The 13881-nt window shown below is 31.4% G+C and carries 13 protein-coding genes; 4 read left to right on the top strand and 9 right to left on the bottom strand.

The genetic code is table 11. The annotated features are described in order from the left end of the window. Nucleotides 1–27: 27 nt before the first annotated feature. The 3 genes from GRQ01_RS00280 to GRQ01_RS00270 are packed head-to-tail and all read right to left on the bottom strand — an operon-like array spanning nucleotide 28 to nucleotide 3540. Nucleotides 28–936, bottom strand: coding sequence for an ABC transporter ATP-binding protein (locus tag GRQ01_RS00280; RefSeq protein ID WP_203121097.1), 909 nt, complete (start codon nucleotides 934–936; stop codon nucleotides 28–30). Then, nucleotides 920–2536, bottom strand: a complete 1617-nt coding sequence (locus GRQ01_RS00275; protein WP_158333860.1) for an ABC transporter permease — start codon at nucleotides 2534–2536, stop codon at nucleotides 920–922. Before GRQ01_RS00275 ends, GRQ01_RS00280 begins: the two co-directional genes overlap by 17 nt. After that, nucleotides 2536–3540 (bottom strand): Fe(3+) ABC transporter substrate-binding protein, encoded by a 1005-nt coding sequence (locus tag GRQ01_RS00270; protein WP_158333859.1) that lies wholly within the window; start codon nucleotides 3538–3540, stop codon nucleotides 2536–2538. The genes GRQ01_RS00275 and GRQ01_RS00270 overlap by 1 nt, the downstream gene beginning before the upstream one ends. Nucleotides 3541–3764: 224 nt before the next feature. Here GRQ01_RS00270 and GRQ01_RS00265 point away from each other — a divergent pair, with 224 nt between their 5' ends. Next, a complete protein-coding gene (locus GRQ01_RS00265) occupies nucleotides 3765–4964 on the top strand; it encodes a putative transporter (protein ID WP_158333858.1) in 1200 nt (399 codons plus the stop codon). Between the two features lie 98 nt (nucleotides 4965–5062). Continuing rightward, a complete protein-coding gene (locus GRQ01_RS00260; RefSeq protein WP_158333857.1) occupies nucleotides 5063–6427 on the top strand; it encodes a hemolysin family protein in 1365 nt (454 codons plus the stop codon). 42 nt (nucleotides 6428–6469) lie between these two features. On the opposite strand, the gene GRQ01_RS00255 is transcribed toward GRQ01_RS00260, so the two are convergent. The 6 genes from GRQ01_RS00255 to tig are packed head-to-tail and all read right to left on the bottom strand — an operon-like array spanning nucleotide 6470 to nucleotide 11837. Beyond that, nucleotides 6470–7189, bottom strand: coding sequence for a TerC family protein (locus GRQ01_RS00255; protein ID WP_158333856.1), 720 nt, complete (start codon nucleotides 7187–7189; stop codon nucleotides 6470–6472). A 56-nt stretch (nucleotides 7190–7245) separates the two neighbouring features. Then, nucleotides 7246–7812, bottom strand: coding sequence for a phosphoribosylglycinamide formyltransferase (purN, locus tag GRQ01_RS00250; protein WP_158333855.1), 567 nt, complete (start codon nucleotides 7810–7812; stop codon nucleotides 7246–7248). Nucleotides 7813–7864: 52 nt separating this feature from the next. Next, nucleotides 7865–9370, bottom strand: a complete 1506-nt coding sequence (locus tag GRQ01_RS00245; protein WP_158333854.1) for a YifB family Mg chelatase-like AAA ATPase — start codon at nucleotides 9368–9370, stop codon at nucleotides 7865–7867. After that, complete coding sequence (def, locus tag GRQ01_RS00240; protein WP_158333853.1) at nucleotides 9339–9893, bottom strand: peptide deformylase; 555 nt, start codon at nucleotides 9891–9893, stop codon at nucleotides 9339–9341. Before def ends, GRQ01_RS00245 begins: the two co-directional genes overlap by 32 nt. Before the next feature lie 34 nt (nucleotides 9894–9927). Then, complete coding sequence (gene clpP, locus GRQ01_RS00235; protein WP_158333852.1) at nucleotides 9928–10512, bottom strand: ATP-dependent Clp endopeptidase proteolytic subunit ClpP; 585 nt, start codon at nucleotides 10510–10512, stop codon at nucleotides 9928–9930. Beyond that, the gene (gene tig / locus GRQ01_RS00230) at nucleotides 10512–11837 is read right to left on the bottom strand and encodes a trigger factor (RefSeq protein ID WP_158333851.1); all 1326 of its coding nucleotides are present in this window, start codon (nucleotides 11835–11837) and stop codon (nucleotides 10512–10514) included. The genes clpP and tig overlap by 1 nt, the downstream gene beginning before the upstream one ends. A 130-nt stretch (nucleotides 11838–11967) precedes the next feature. On the opposite strand from tig, the gene folE reads away from it, so the two are divergent. Continuing rightward, nucleotides 11968–12540, top strand: a complete 573-nt coding sequence (folE, locus tag GRQ01_RS00225) for a GTP cyclohydrolase I FolE (RefSeq protein ID WP_158333850.1) — start codon at nucleotides 11968–11970, stop codon at nucleotides 12538–12540. Then, nucleotides 12540–13880, top strand: coding sequence for a flagellar protein export ATPase FliI (fliI, locus tag GRQ01_RS00220; protein ID WP_158333849.1), 1341 nt, complete (start codon nucleotides 12540–12542; stop codon nucleotides 13878–13880). Before folE ends, fliI begins: the two co-directional genes overlap by 1 nt. The last annotated feature ends 1 nt before the right edge of the window (nucleotide 13881 follow it).

Raw genomic sequence — 13881 nt, 5'->3', positions numbered from 1 at the left:
TCCTTGAACAATTTTTAGGAATTTTAGCTAAAAATTGATAATATCAAAATGTATTTTTTCTTTTAAATGATAATTTGAACTCAATAAAATAAAAAAATCTATATTTTTATATCTTAATTTTACCCTATAAAAGGCCCCCAAAAATTCCTTTTGTATGATTTGAGCTTCAAAACGACTGCCTATTGTAAGTTCTGCATAACCAAAAGTATAGTTTTTTGACGCTATCCATTTAAAAAATTCATCTTCTAAATCCAGATTTTTTTCTATGATATTTAAATTAGGCAAAATTTTAGCACTTTCTAAACTAGGCTTAAAATAAAGATCTTTAGGATTGCCATGGGCTAGAATTTCTCCCTTATCTAAAAAAGCGATTTGATCGGACATAGAATAAGCATCTTCTATATCATGGGTTACCATGATGGCTGTGATTTTTTGACTTTGTATGAGTTTTTTTAATTCTCTTCTTAAATCTTGTTTTAAACTTTGATCCAAATTAGAAAAAGGTTCATCTAAAAGCAAAAGCTTATATCCTCTTGCTATAGCCCTAGCAAAAGCAACTCTTTGGGCTTGGCCTCCTGAAATTTCATCGATTTTTTTATATCGTAAATCTTCAATTTCAAAGGTTTTTAATAAATGATCTAAAATTTGTTTTTTATCCTTTTTATCATAAAGTGCAAAAAGTATGTTTTTTTCAACATTTAAATGAGGGAATAAAGCATAGTTTTGAAACATCATTGCCACTTCGCTTTTGCAAGAAAATACTTCATAAGAGCTTGCTTGTTCAAGTTGTGCAATGATTCTTAAAAGTGTGCTTTTTCCGCTTCCACTCCCTCCTAGAATGCTTAAAAACTCCCCTTCTTTGATATGAAGATTGATATTTTTTAAAGCTTGTATTTTGCCAAAATTTTTAGATAAATTCTTAATTTCTAGCATTATCTTTCCTTGTGATTTTATCTATCCACACAACAACGATTAAAGAAAGCAAAACTATAAGCAATGATGGTAAGGCAGCATCATAGATTCTTTCATCACTTGCAAACCAAAAGGCTTTAACGCTTAAGGTTTCAAAGCCAAAAGGGGCTAGAATTCTGCTTAAAGGAAGTTCTTTAATAGTATCGATAAATACAATAATAAAAGCTAAAAATAAAAAATGTTTCATTAAAGGTGTGTGGATTTTTGAAAATAAAATAAGATAATTAGGTCTTAAATTCAAACTCGCCTCATCTATGTTTAAATGAATTTTATTATATCCGCCTTCTAAAGAATAAATCGCACTGGCCAAAAAACGGATAACATAAGCAAAAACAAGAACAAATAAAGAATTTCCCAATAAAGTCATGTGGAAAATTTTATCTAAGAATATAAAAAGTATTATCATGCTGATCCCTAAAACAGCAGCAGGTATAGAATAGCCTAAAGAACTGACTTTTAAAATAAATAAATTAAGAAAATGATTTTTCATAATCCTTGAGCTAAACATTAAAAAATAAGCCAAACAAGTAGTAATAAAAGCTGTGATTAAAGCTAGAATTATGGTTTGAAAGCTGATTGTATAAAATTCTAATTCAAAAAGTTTGAAGTCTTTTAAACCCCAATAAACAAGCCAAATAAAAGGTAAAATAAATCCTAATAAAGCTATTATAAAACAATAAAAACAAGCTAAAATTTGTTTAGTATAGCTTAGTTTTCTTTTTTTGATAAAAAGAATTAAATTCTGATTGAAACTATAATGATATTTATTTTTATAATAATAATCTATATATATTATCAAAAAAACAAAAAGCATTAAAATTCCTGATAAAACAGTAGAAGAATAAGAATCGTTTAAATCATACCAAAGTTTAAAAATCCCTGCTGAAAAAGTATCTATGCCTAAATAAGCCGAAGCTCCATAATCACTTAAAGTTTCCATTAACACTAGTAAAGATCCTGAAAAAATAGCAGGCCTAGCGCTTAAAAGTGCTACGCGCGTAAAAATCTTAAATTCAGAATAATGCATAATTTTGGCCACTTCATAAGCTTCTATAGCCTCACTTTTAAAGGCTGTTTTAGCAAATAAATAAATATAAGGATATAAAGAAATTCCTAAGACAAAAATCGTTCCATAATGATTGAAAAAATTAATCCTAAAACCAAAATTTTCATGGAAAAAACCTTGAAAATCCATAATTCCTACATAAACAAAAGCCAAAATATAAGCTGGTATGGCCAAGGGTAAAATGAGTAATTTTTCTAAAATTTTGCAAAAATAAAAATCATAATTTGCAATCAAATAAGCAGAGCTAACTCCTAAAATCAAGCTCAAGAACAATACCCCAACCCCAATTATAAAAGTATCTTTGATGAATTTTAAAAATAAATAATCAAAAAAATGATTGAGATTTTCTTTGATAGGTAAAAAAGCCATTGAATTATTTGTATCAAAATTTTGAAAAATAATATAAAAAAGTTCAGCAAAAATACCAAAAACAGGTAAAGCGAGCAAAAGGGCAAGTAAAATTGCCCCTATTTTATAGTATTTTAAGTTTTTATACATTACCTAAAACCAATTTGATCATAAATTTTAATTGCTTCTTTGATATTTTGTGCTATTTCATCAACAGGGATTTGATCTTCTTTAAAAGCACCAAAATTTTTCACAGTTTGACTTAATTCTATATCATTTCTTATAGGGAATTCATAATTGCTGTCTGTGAGGATTTTTTGAATTTCAGGAGTTAGCATAAATTCCATAAATTTTTTAGCCGCTTCTTGATTTTTGCTTGATTTTGTCATAGCAATACCACTGATATTTATATGCGTTCCTCTATTATCTTGATTAGGGAAAATAATACCTAAAGAATTCCCAACTTCTACATCTTTAGGATTTTTAGAATTTTTTAAAAGTTCTATGTAGTAAGTATTCATAATAGCAAATTTAGCCTCACCTGCAAAAACTTGTCTGGCTTGATCTCTATCGCCGCCTTTTGGATTTGTGGCAAGGTTATTAAGTAAGCCTTTAGCCCATGCTTTAGCCTTTTTGCTTCCATCATTGACTATAATAGAAGCTAAAAGAGTTTTGCTATAAGGTGCTGTAGCACTTCTCATAACAATTTGTCCTTTAAATTCAGGCTTGGCTAAATCTTCGTAATTTTTCATTTTGCTAATGTCTGTATTTGCGTTTTTATTATAAGCAATGATTCTTGCTCTTTTGCTTATGGCAAACCATTCTTTATCTTTATCTCTTAAATGTTTGGGTATGATATCTTCTAAATACTGGGAATGAACAGGTGCTAAAATGCCTGAATTCTTAGCTTCTGCGAGATTAGAAATATCAGCAGTGATGAAAATATCAGCAGGGGAATTAGAACCTTCAAGCGAAAGTCTTTTGATGAGTTCTGAGGCCTTAGCTTGAGTATGGTTGACTTTAATACCTGTTTTTTCTTCGAATTTTTTGATAATTTCAAAATCAGTATCATAATGCCTTGCTGAATAAATGTTAAGCTCTGTGGCACCTAATAGGGAAACACCTAATAAAAATATAGAAAAGACTTTTTTCATCAGTATTAACTTCCTTTTTAAAAGAGATATTTTTTTGATAAGAAATATTAATATTAAAAAGTAAATATCAGACTAATTATCCCATTTTAATTCTAATGATAAATGATTTTATTATTATTAAGTCTTTTAATATAAAATATTTTCATAAGATCAACTTATAAAATTTATTTTGATATAATAATTTATACAATCTTGATTTTTCAAAAATTTTTAAGGTAAATATTATGTTTTCTTCCTTTTTTGCGAGTAAAAAATGGGCTCTATGGGCTTATTTAGGATTTTTTTTATTGCTTTTTTTTCTTTTTATCCAAACCAGTCTTAATGTCGCAATCAACTCATGGTATAGTGATTTTTATAATGTCTTGCAAAAACCAAAAATAGAAATTTCAGATTCTAATACCACTTCACAATCTCAAAGCAATGCCAAAAATGATGCGAGTTTAATTGAACAAGCCAATCAAAAAGCCGAGCAAAATTTTCAAAAAGCTAATTTTATTAATAAAGGTGCGCTTTATTATTATCAAAATTTATTAGAATATTTTTTTCATTCTAGGGCTATGATAGAAAAGCCTAATTATTCTGTAGAGGATTTTTATGCTTTGATTTTAGTATTTTTAGCCATAGCCATTCCTTATGTTTTAATCGCTACTATAAATATTTATTTTGCTAGTGTTTATGCTTTTAAATGGCGTGAGGCAATGACTTTTGAATATTTAAAATATTGGAAAAATAAAGATGACAATATAGAAGGAAGTTCTCAAAGAATTCAAGAAGACACTTATAATTTTTCTAAGATTGTTGAAAGTTTAGGGCTTAGCTTTATAAAAGCTTTAATGACTCTTGTAGCATTTATACCGATTTTATGGACTTTAAGTGATCTTGTAAGCAAGGCTTTGTTTGCTAATTTAAGTGAAAATTCTAGTTTTTATTTTTTAAAAAATATCGAGGGTTTGCTTGTTTATGTTGCACTTTTAATTTCTTTGGGAGGTTTGATTATATCTTGGTTTGTAGGGATTAAACTCCCAGGACTTGAGTATAATAATCAAAAAGCTGAAGCCGCTTTTAGAAAAGAACTTGTTTATGCAGAAGATAATCGTAAAAAATATGCTAAAAATGAAACCATGATAGAGCTTTTTATAGGGCTTAAGTTTAATTATAAGCGTTTGTTTTTACACTATGGGTATTTTAATATTTGGCTTATTTTATTTGAACAAATGATAGTTATCGTTCCTTTTTTAATCATGGCACCAGGACTTTTTACAGGTCTTATTGGACTTGGTGTGGTGATGCAAATTAATAATGCTTTTGATCAAGTAAGAAGTTCTTTTAGTGTTTTTATTACAAATTGGACAACGATCACCCAGCTTAGAAGCATATATAAGCGTTTAAAAGAATTTGAGCAAAACATCACTTATAAAGCTTAAATTTTTATATAAAATGCATAAGCTAGATTTTAAAATACTAAATTTACTTTTAATTGTGTATAATAATTTTAATAATTTATGATTTTTAAGGAGTTTCGTTGGACCCCAGTCAAGCTTTGGATTTAAACCAAACTTTACCTACAGCATCTTTTGATGCAGGATATTCTATATTTATGATTATTGTCGCACTAACTTTAGTGTTTTTAAATGGCTTTTTTGTTTTATCTGAATTTAGTATTGTTAAAGTACGCCGTTCTAAGCTTGAAGAAATGGTAAAAGAAAAAAAACCAGGTGCTAAAAAGGCTTTAGAAATCACTTCAAGGCTTGATACTTATCTTAGTGCTTGTCAATTAGGTATTACTTTAAGTTCTCTTGCTTTGGGTTGGATAGGTGAACCTGCTATAGCAAAAATGCTAGCCATTCCTCTTGTCAATCTTGGTTTTAATGCTGTATTGATCCATACTATAGCTTTTATCATTGCTTTTAGTATTATCACCCTTTTGCATGTGGTTTTAGGTGAGCTTGTGCCTAAAAGCATTGCTATTGCGACTGCGGATAAGGTTGTGCTTTTCATAGCTAGACCTCTTCATGGGTTTTGGATGTTCTTTTTGCCTTGTATTAAAATTTTTGATTTTTTAGCGGCTATGAGTTTAAAACTTGTTGGGATAAAACCTGCTAAAGAAAGCGAATTAACCCATAGCGAAGAAGAAATTAAAATTATAGCAAGTGAAAGCCAAAAAGGCGGGGTTTTAGATGAGTTTGAAACCGAAATTATACGCAATGCAGTGGATTTTTCAGATACAGTTGCAAAAGAGATTATGACTCCTAGAAAAGATATGGCTTGCCTTAATAAACAAAAAAGCTATAAAGAAAACATGCAAATCATTTGTGAGTATAAGCACACACGTTTTCCTTATATAGATGATTCTAAAGATACTATTTTAGGCATGATACACATACGCGACATTATACAAAATGAGCTAGGCGATAAAAAAGAGAATTTAGATGCTTTTGTCAAGCCTTTAATCTTAGTTCCTGAAAATATCAGCATTTCTAAAGTACTTGTGATGATGAATAAGGAGCGATCCCATACAGCTTTAGTTGTTGATGAATACGGCGGGACTGCTGGGATTTTGACCATGGAAGATATCATGGAAGAAATCATAGGTGAGATTAAAAGCGAGCATGAAGAAGACAGCTATAAAAAGCTTGCTGATAATATTTATCAATTCCAAGGGCGTTGTGATATAAAAACTGTCGAAGAAATGCTTTTAATAAGCTATGATGAAGATTTAGAGCAAGTAACCATAGGGGGTTATGTCTTTAATCTTTTGGGTCGTTTGCCTGTGGTGGGTGATCGCATTGAAGATGCGCTTTGTTATTATGAGGTTAAAAAAATGGATGGCAATTCTATAGAATGTGTTAAGGTGGTTAAAAAAACACCTAAGGATGAAGAAGAATAAGCCGTGTTTATTTGACTAAACACGCTTATTTTTTGCAATTATTTATGACTTTTCTTTGTTTTTTTCATCTAAAATATTTAGGATTTGAACTATTAAGGCAAAGGCCATAGCTGTATAAATATAAGCTTTTTGTATATGAAAATCAAAGCTTTCTGCTACTAAAACTAAACCTATTAAGACTAAAAAAGCCAGGGCTAAAATTTTAATGCTTGGATATTTTTCTATGAAATCTGATATGGCTTTAGAAGCAAAAAGCATTATAATCACAGCTATAATCACAGCTATAATCATTATACTCACATCTTGAGCTATACCCACAGCTGTAATAACGCTATCAAGTGAGAAAACGATATCTATCACAGCGATTTGAGCCACTACTATCCAGAGTTTGTTAGCGGCTTTAAAATGTGTTTTATCTTCTTCTTGATGAGAGATTTGTTCTTTGATTTCTTTGATAGATTTTATTATCAAAAACAACCCGCCTAATAAAAGTACCAAATCCCTGCCCGAAATTTCATTCTTAAATACACTAAATAAAGGAGTTGTAAGCTTCATCACCCAAAAAAGACACAAAAGCAGTAAAATCCTAGTAAGCATGGCAAAACCTAGCCCTAAAATACGTCCTTTATCGCGGTATTGTGGAGGCAATTTACTTACTAAAATAGCTAGAAAAATGATATTATCAATTCCTAGGATGATTTCAAGCACACTAAGAGTAATTAAAGTAATCCAAGAATCAAGAGAAAAAATCCATTCAAACATTGCATTCCTTAGTAAAATTAAAAAATAATTTTATAGTTTTAAAGCAAATATTGTAATTATGAAAAAATCTTCACCACACTTAAAGGCAAAATTTCGTGTTCTAAGGCGTGAATTTTTTCTTCAAATTGTTCAAAACTTAAATTGTGTTTTTCAAAAGCTTTTTGAGTGATAATCTCTCCTCCATCTAGTTCTTCACTGACCCAGTGCACACTCACTCCTGCGACTTTCATATCGCTTTGATAGCTTTGCTTTATAGCGTTTGTTCCTTTAAATAAAGGAAGCAAAGAAGGATGCAAATTAATAGCTTTAATTTGTTTTGTAAACACAGGGCTTAAAATCCTCATAAAGCCTGCTAAAATTGTAAGATCTGCTTTGCTTTCTTGTATTTTTTGTACTAAAACTTCATCAAATTCCTCGCGTGTTTTATAATTTTTATGATCGATAATAATGCTTTTAAGATTGTATTTTTTTGCCCTTTGTATGCCTAAGGCCTCTTTGTTATTGCAAAGACACAGCACCACTTCATAGCTATTTTTTGCTATAGTTTTTTGATGAAGTTTTTCTAAGATATTTTCTAAATTGCTTCCATTTCCACTAAAAAGCACGGCTAATTTTACAAGCATTTTTATCCTTTTTAAATTTATTTTCCTATTTTTGGACTTTAGAATTATTTTATTAATCTTTCATTCTAAACCCTAAGGCCTCTAAAATATGGTTTTTATTGATAAGTAAACTTTGATCTAAATCCGCTATGCTTCTTGAAACTTTTAAGATTTTATTAAGTGATCTTAAAGACAAATGGTAGCGCGAAATGGCTAAATCTAAAATATCTTTAGCATCCTTTTCTAGAGTGCAAAAGCGTTGTAAATCTTCATCTTTTAATTTGCCATTGAATTCTTTTTGGCCCCTTTTTTTACCAAAGATAAAAGCTTGGAGAATTTTTTCACTCATTTGTTTAGAACTCATACTGCTTTTATCATCTTTAGTGATTTCATCCATAGCTACATAAAGATCAATCCTATCCATAATAGGTGCTGAAATGTGGTTTTTGTATTTTTTAATCTTATTTTCTGTACAAACACAAGATAAATTTCTAGAGAATAAATTGCCACAAGGACAAGGATTTTGTGCAGCTATAAAAGCGAATTTGGTCTCATAAGTGGTTTTAGAATTAACTCTTGAAATATGAATTTGATGATCTTCTAAGGGTTCTCTTAAGCTTTTTATGATTTGTTTATTAAAATGAGGAAACTCATCAAAGAACAATACCCCACCATTAGCCAAGGCGATTTCACCAATTTTGGCGTTTTTTGTCCTTCCACCAAAAATGCTTGCCCTTGTAGAAGTATGATGAGGATGACGAAATGCTCGGATTTTAGTGAATTCACAATCTTTTGCGTTTAAAGACATATAAGCATTTTGTATTAAAACCTCATTAAGACTTTGTGGCGGCATGATGTAAACAAGACGCTTAGCACACATGTTTTTACCACTTCCTGGACTGCCTTCAAATAAAATATTATGCATGCCAAGTGCTGCGATCATGCAAGCTATTTTGGCTTTTTCTTGCCCTTTGATATCTTTAAAATCTAGTTTAAATTCTGTATTTTGTAAAAAGATTTCTTCTTCTATTTTTAAAGGATTGGCAAATAAAGGATGATCATGACAAAAGTGGAATTTTTCATAATTTTTTTCTTTGAAAAATTCTATAGCTTCATTTAAATTCTCAAGCCCATAGACTTCTAAATTAGGTATCATTGAAGTTTTTTGTGCTATGCTTTTTGGCATGATGATTTTGGCTTTTTTAATCTTAGCAGAAAGGAATAAAAGTAAAGAAAAAAGCTCATTAGTGCTTTTAATGCTTCCATCAAGCCCTAATTCTCCTACTACAAAAAAATCATCCAATACTTCATTTTGCAAAAGAATAAGCAAGGCAATAGCCAAGTCAAAATGCGATCCTTTTTTAGGAATGCCTGAAGGGCTAAGATTGATAGTGATTTTTTTTGCAGGGAAGGTAAAATCGCAGCTTAAAAGCGTTGATTTAATGCGTTCAATACTTTCTTTAATCGCTATATTTGCAAGCCCTACTATGCTTAAATTAGGCAGACCTCTAGTAAAAGTAGATTCTACTTCTATAATGTCTAAGTTTTCATGAAAGCTTATATACTTTAGCTTTTTCATTTTTTTTATTTGAGGTTTTTTTCTTTTTCTTAAATTCTTTGTCAAATTTTTGGCGTTTTGCAAAAGAAATTCTTTCTATGAATAAATGCCCATCTAAATGATCGTTTTCATGCTGAATTGCTACAGCTAAAAACCCTTGTGCTTGAAGTTCTTTAAAGTTCCCAAAACGATCTTGGTATTTTAATAAAATATGATTGTAGCGTTTAACTTCTTCGAAAAAATCAGGCACACTCAAGCACCCTTCCATACAGGTGATCATTTCTTCGCTTAAAGGGATGATTTCAGGATTGATAATCTCTAATAAATCTTCTTTTTTTTGCTCATCATTTTCATCAAGAATATTGACAAGCAAAGCACGCAAAGGAACATCAACTTGAATAGCAGCTAAACCTACTCCATTATCTGCTATCATAGTTTCATACATATCATCTAATAGAGTGTGTAAAGAAGAGTCAAATTCTTTTACAGGTTCAGAATTTAAAAAAAGTCTAGGATTAGGATAAGTAATAATTTGTCTAACCATAAAAAGCCTTTATTTTAAACAATTTTAGAAAAAATCATTTAAAATTTTTTTCTAAAATTTTATCGATTAACCCATATTCTTTGGCTTCTTGTGCGGACATGAAAAAATCTCTTTCTGTATCTTTGGAGATTTTAGCGACTTTTTGCTTTGTATTTTGAGCTAAAATATCATTGAGTATGATTTTAAGCCTTAAAATTTCTTTTGCTTGAATTTCAATGTCCGTTGCCTGGCCTCTTGCTCCACCTAAAGGTTGATGGATCATAATGCGTGAATTGGGCAAAGCAAAACGTTTCCCTGGTGTGCCACAGCTTAGCAAAAATGCGCCCATAGAAGCAGCCTGACCTATGCAAATAGTACAAACATCAGGTTTGATATAATTCATAGTATCATAGATGCTAAATCCACTTGTGATAACACCTCCTGGAGAATTGATATAAAGATAAATGTCTTTTTGAGGATCTTCAGCTTCTAAAAAAAGCAGTTGTGCCACAATAGAAGCAGCAAGCTCATCATGAATTTCCCCGCTTAACATAATAATTCTATCTTTTAAAAGACGCGAGTAAATATCATAGCTTCTTTCTCCGCGACTTGATTTTTCAATAACATAAGGAATAAACATTATTTATCTTCTTTCTCTTTTTTATTTGTTTTTTCATTTTTTGACATAAAAATATCATTAAAAAGTTTTTCTTCGATTAAAGCCATTTTTACCGCAGGTAAGGCCCCTTGTTTTCTGTAATTCTCTAAATGTTCTTTAGGATTGATACCATAGCGGTAAGCTTCAAAATAAATGGCTTGAACCAATTCTTGATCATTGACTTCAATTTTTCGAAGTTTTGCAAGTTCATCGATGATAAAGGTAAGCTTTACACTTTTTTGTGCTTCTTCTTTGAAAGAATCGCGTTTTTCTTGGTATTTTTCCTTGCTTGCTTTAATTTGTTCGATTTCTTCTTGGCTAAAAGTATTAAAAGCTGTTTTAAACTGTACATCTGTTTCTTGCTCTACTATACCGCGTGGTAAATCAAAATCGAATTTTTCTATCAAAGCATCAGCAAATTTACCTTTTAACTCATCATTGACAAGTTTAAAAAGCTTTTCGCTTCTAATTTGCTCTTTAAGCCTTTCTTCTAGAAGTTCAATGCTTGCTTTTTCTTCATTAGGCAAAAGTTTTTTAAGCAATTCTTCATCAAGCTTAGGGATTTGAAGTTCTTCAATCTCGTGCAATTTTACTTTAAATACCGCATTTTTTCCGGCCAAATGCGCTGCACCGTATTCTTTAGGAAAGCTTACTTTTATGTCTTTTTCTTCGCCTATTTTCATTCCTACCATAGCTTCTTCAAAACCTGGGATGAATTGTTTAGAACCAATTTGTAAAGTATAATTTTGTGCTTTACCCCCTTCAAAAACTTTATCGTCTATAAAGCCTTCAAAATCAAATTTCGCAAGATCACCTTCTTTTAAAGCCCTTTTGGTTTTAAGCATTTGAGGGGTGGCAAAGCGTTTTAATAATTCTTCTTTTTTTTCATCGATTTCTTTTTTAGTGACTTTAGGGGTTTGATACTCAGGGATAAGCTTTTCATATCCTTCAAGCTTGATTTCAGGTTTGAAAGAAAGCGCTAATTGTGCTATGATTTCTTCTTTTGTGCGATCAAGTTTTTCAAAATAAGGTTCACCCACAAGCTCTTTGGCTTCTTTTTTTAATTCTTTTAAAATATTATCAACAGCAGATTTAAAAAGATTTTGTTCTGCATCTTTTATCAATTCTTTTTCATATCTTTTAAGTACGGCAGCAACAGGAACTTTCCCTGGTCTAAAACCATCCATTTTTACATTTTTAGAAGCTTTTTTTGCTAAATTTTCTACTTCGTTTTTAATCATTCCTGAAGGAATTTTTACACTAGCAGTTGCATTAACAGAGTCTAGTTGCCTTGCTTTTACTTTCATAATATTTTCCTTAAAAATAAATTTTGCTTCGATAATAACAAATTTTTCCTTATTACTTGCATAAAATTTTAAAGCAATTTATGATAAAATTATAATAATAACTCAAAATTACAATATATCGGAGAAAAAATTGCAAAAACAATTTGAAAATTGTGTGAAAACTATGCTTGAAATTATAGGCGAAGATCCTAATCGTCAAGGTTTGATAAAAACTCCTAATCGCGTTTTTAAAGCTTATGAATTTTTCACTAGTGGTTATAAAAAAGATGTTAAAGAAGTTTTCAATGAAGCTTTGTTTGAGAGTTCAAATAATGAAATGGTTTTAGTGCGTGATATAGAATTTTACAGTCTTTGTGAGCATCATCTTTTGCCTTTTTTTGGCCGGGTGCATGTAGCTTATATCCCTGATAAAAAGGTAGTTGGCTTAAGCAAAATCCCCCGTCTTGTAGAAATATATGCTAGAAGATTGCAAATCCAAGAGCAACTCACCGAGCAAATTGCCCAATCTTTAATGGAAAATGTTAAGGCAAAAGGCGTGGGTGTTGTCATCCAAGCGCGTCATATGTGTGTGCAAATGCGCGGGGTAGAGAAGATGAATTGTACCACTTCTACTTCGGCTTTGCGTGGGCTTTTTTTAAAAAACGAAAAAACACGTAAAGAATTTTTTGAACTTATCAATTCCCCAAGACAAGTTTGTTTTTGATGAATTTACAAAAGCTTAGATCCCAACTGGGCAAAGAAAACTTAAATGCGCTTTTTGGCGAAATCACTAAAATTTCTTCTACTAATATAGAAATTCGTGGTCTTAAAACAAGCGTAGGCGATATCATTAAGCTTGTCTCTAAAGAAAATCCTGCTTTAAGCACCCTAGCCATGGTAGTAGAGCTTAAAGAACATTTTAGTTATCTTAGTCCTTTTTCTTTCATAGAAGGGTTTAAAGTAGGCGATAAGGCCTTTATCAGCGATGCTGGCATGCAAATAGGTCTTAGTGATGAGCTTTTAGGGCGTGTGGTTGATCCTTTCATGCGTCCTAAAGATGGCAAAGCCCCTATACAAGTAAGTAAATATATGCCCATCATGCGTTCTCCTATTGATGCGATGAAAAGAGGCATTATAGAAGAGATCTTTCCTGTAGGGGTTAAAAGCATCGATGCTTTATTAACTTGTGGTGTGGGGCAAAAGCTAGGAATTTTTGCAGGCAGTGGGGTGGGTAAATCTACCCTTATCGGCATGATAGTTAAAAATTCTAAAGCCCCTGTAAAAGTAGTTGCACTCATAGGAGAGCGTGGGCGTGAAATTCCTGAATTCATACAAAAAAACTTAGGCGGCAAGCTTGATGATACAGTCCTTGTAGTAGCTACAAGTGATGATAGTGCTTTAATGCGTAAATATGGGGCTTTTTGTGCTATGAGTGTGGCAGAATATTTTAAAGAGCAGGGCAAAGATGTGCTTTTTATCATGGATAGTGTGACGCGTTTTGCCATGGCACAAAGAGAAATAGGCCTTGCCCTAGGTGAACCCCCTACGACTAAAGGCTATCCCCCAAGTGTTTTAAGCCTCTTGCCCCAACTCATGGAAAGAGCGGGCAAAGAAGAAGGCAAGGGTACTATTACCGCTTTTTTTACCGTGCTAGTTGATGGGGATGATATGAGTGATCCCATAGCTGATCAAAGCCGATCTATTTTAGATGGGCACATTGTTTTAAGCCGTGAACTTACAGACTTTGGAATTTATCCTCCTATTAATATACAAAATTCTGCTTCAAGGGTGATGAATGATATTATAAGCCCTGAACACAAATTCTGGGCTAGGAAATTCAAACGCTTAAATTCTTTATTGAAAGAAAATGAAGTCTTACTTCGTATAGGCGCTTATCAAAAAGGAAGCGATAAAGAGCTTGATGAAGCCATTTCTAAAAAAGAATTCATGCAGCAATTTCTAGCACAAAATCCTGAAGAAAGCTTTAGTTTTGAACAAAGCCTAAAATTCTTAAGCCAAATAGACACTCCAAGCGAACCTGGCTTAGCAATACAGCAAGGCTAAG

The organism is Campylobacter bilis (assembly GCF_016806695.1).
Taxonomy (GTDB): Bacteria; Campylobacterota; Campylobacteria; order Campylobacterales; family Campylobacteraceae; genus Campylobacter_D; species Campylobacter_D bilis.
This window is presented reverse-complemented; position numbering and strand designations above follow the sequence as displayed.

Excerpts from the sequence above, each read along its gene's own strand:
- clpP (WP_158333852.1), bottom strand. The coding sequence starts at position 10,512 with ATGTTTATTCCTTATGTTATTGAAAAATCAAGTCGCGGAGAAAGAAGC.
- GRQ01_RS00265 (WP_158333858.1), top strand. The coding sequence starts at position 3,765 with ATGTTTTCTTCCTTTTTTGCGAGTAAAAAATGGGCTCTATGGGCTTAT.
- def (WP_158333853.1), bottom strand. The coding sequence starts at position 9,893 with ATGGTTAGACAAATTATTACTTATCCTAATCCTAGACTTTTTTTAAAT.
- GRQ01_RS00270 (WP_158333859.1), bottom strand. The coding sequence starts at position 3,540 with ATGAAAAAAGTCTTTTCTATATTTTTATTAGGTGTTTCCCTATTAGGT.
- fliI (WP_158333849.1), top strand. The coding sequence starts at position 12,540 with ATGAATTTACAAAAGCTTAGATCCCAACTGGGCAAAGAAAACTTAAAT.
- GRQ01_RS00275 (WP_158333860.1), bottom strand. The coding sequence starts at position 2,536 with ATGTATAAAAACTTAAAATACTATAAAATAGGGGCAATTTTACTTGCC.
- GRQ01_RS00245 (WP_158333854.1), bottom strand. The coding sequence starts at position 9,370 with ATGAAAAAGCTAAAGTATATAAGCTTTCATGAAAACTTAGACATTATA.
- GRQ01_RS00255 (WP_158333856.1), bottom strand. The coding sequence starts at position 7,189 with ATGTTTGAATGGATTTTTTCTCTTGATTCTTGGATTACTTTAATTACT.
- purN (WP_158333855.1), bottom strand. The coding sequence starts at position 7,812 with ATGCTTGTAAAATTAGCCGTGCTTTTTAGTGGAAATGGAAGCAATTTA.
- tig (WP_158333851.1), bottom strand. The coding sequence starts at position 11,837 with ATGAAAGTAAAAGCAAGGCAACTAGACTCTGTTAATGCAACTGCTAGT.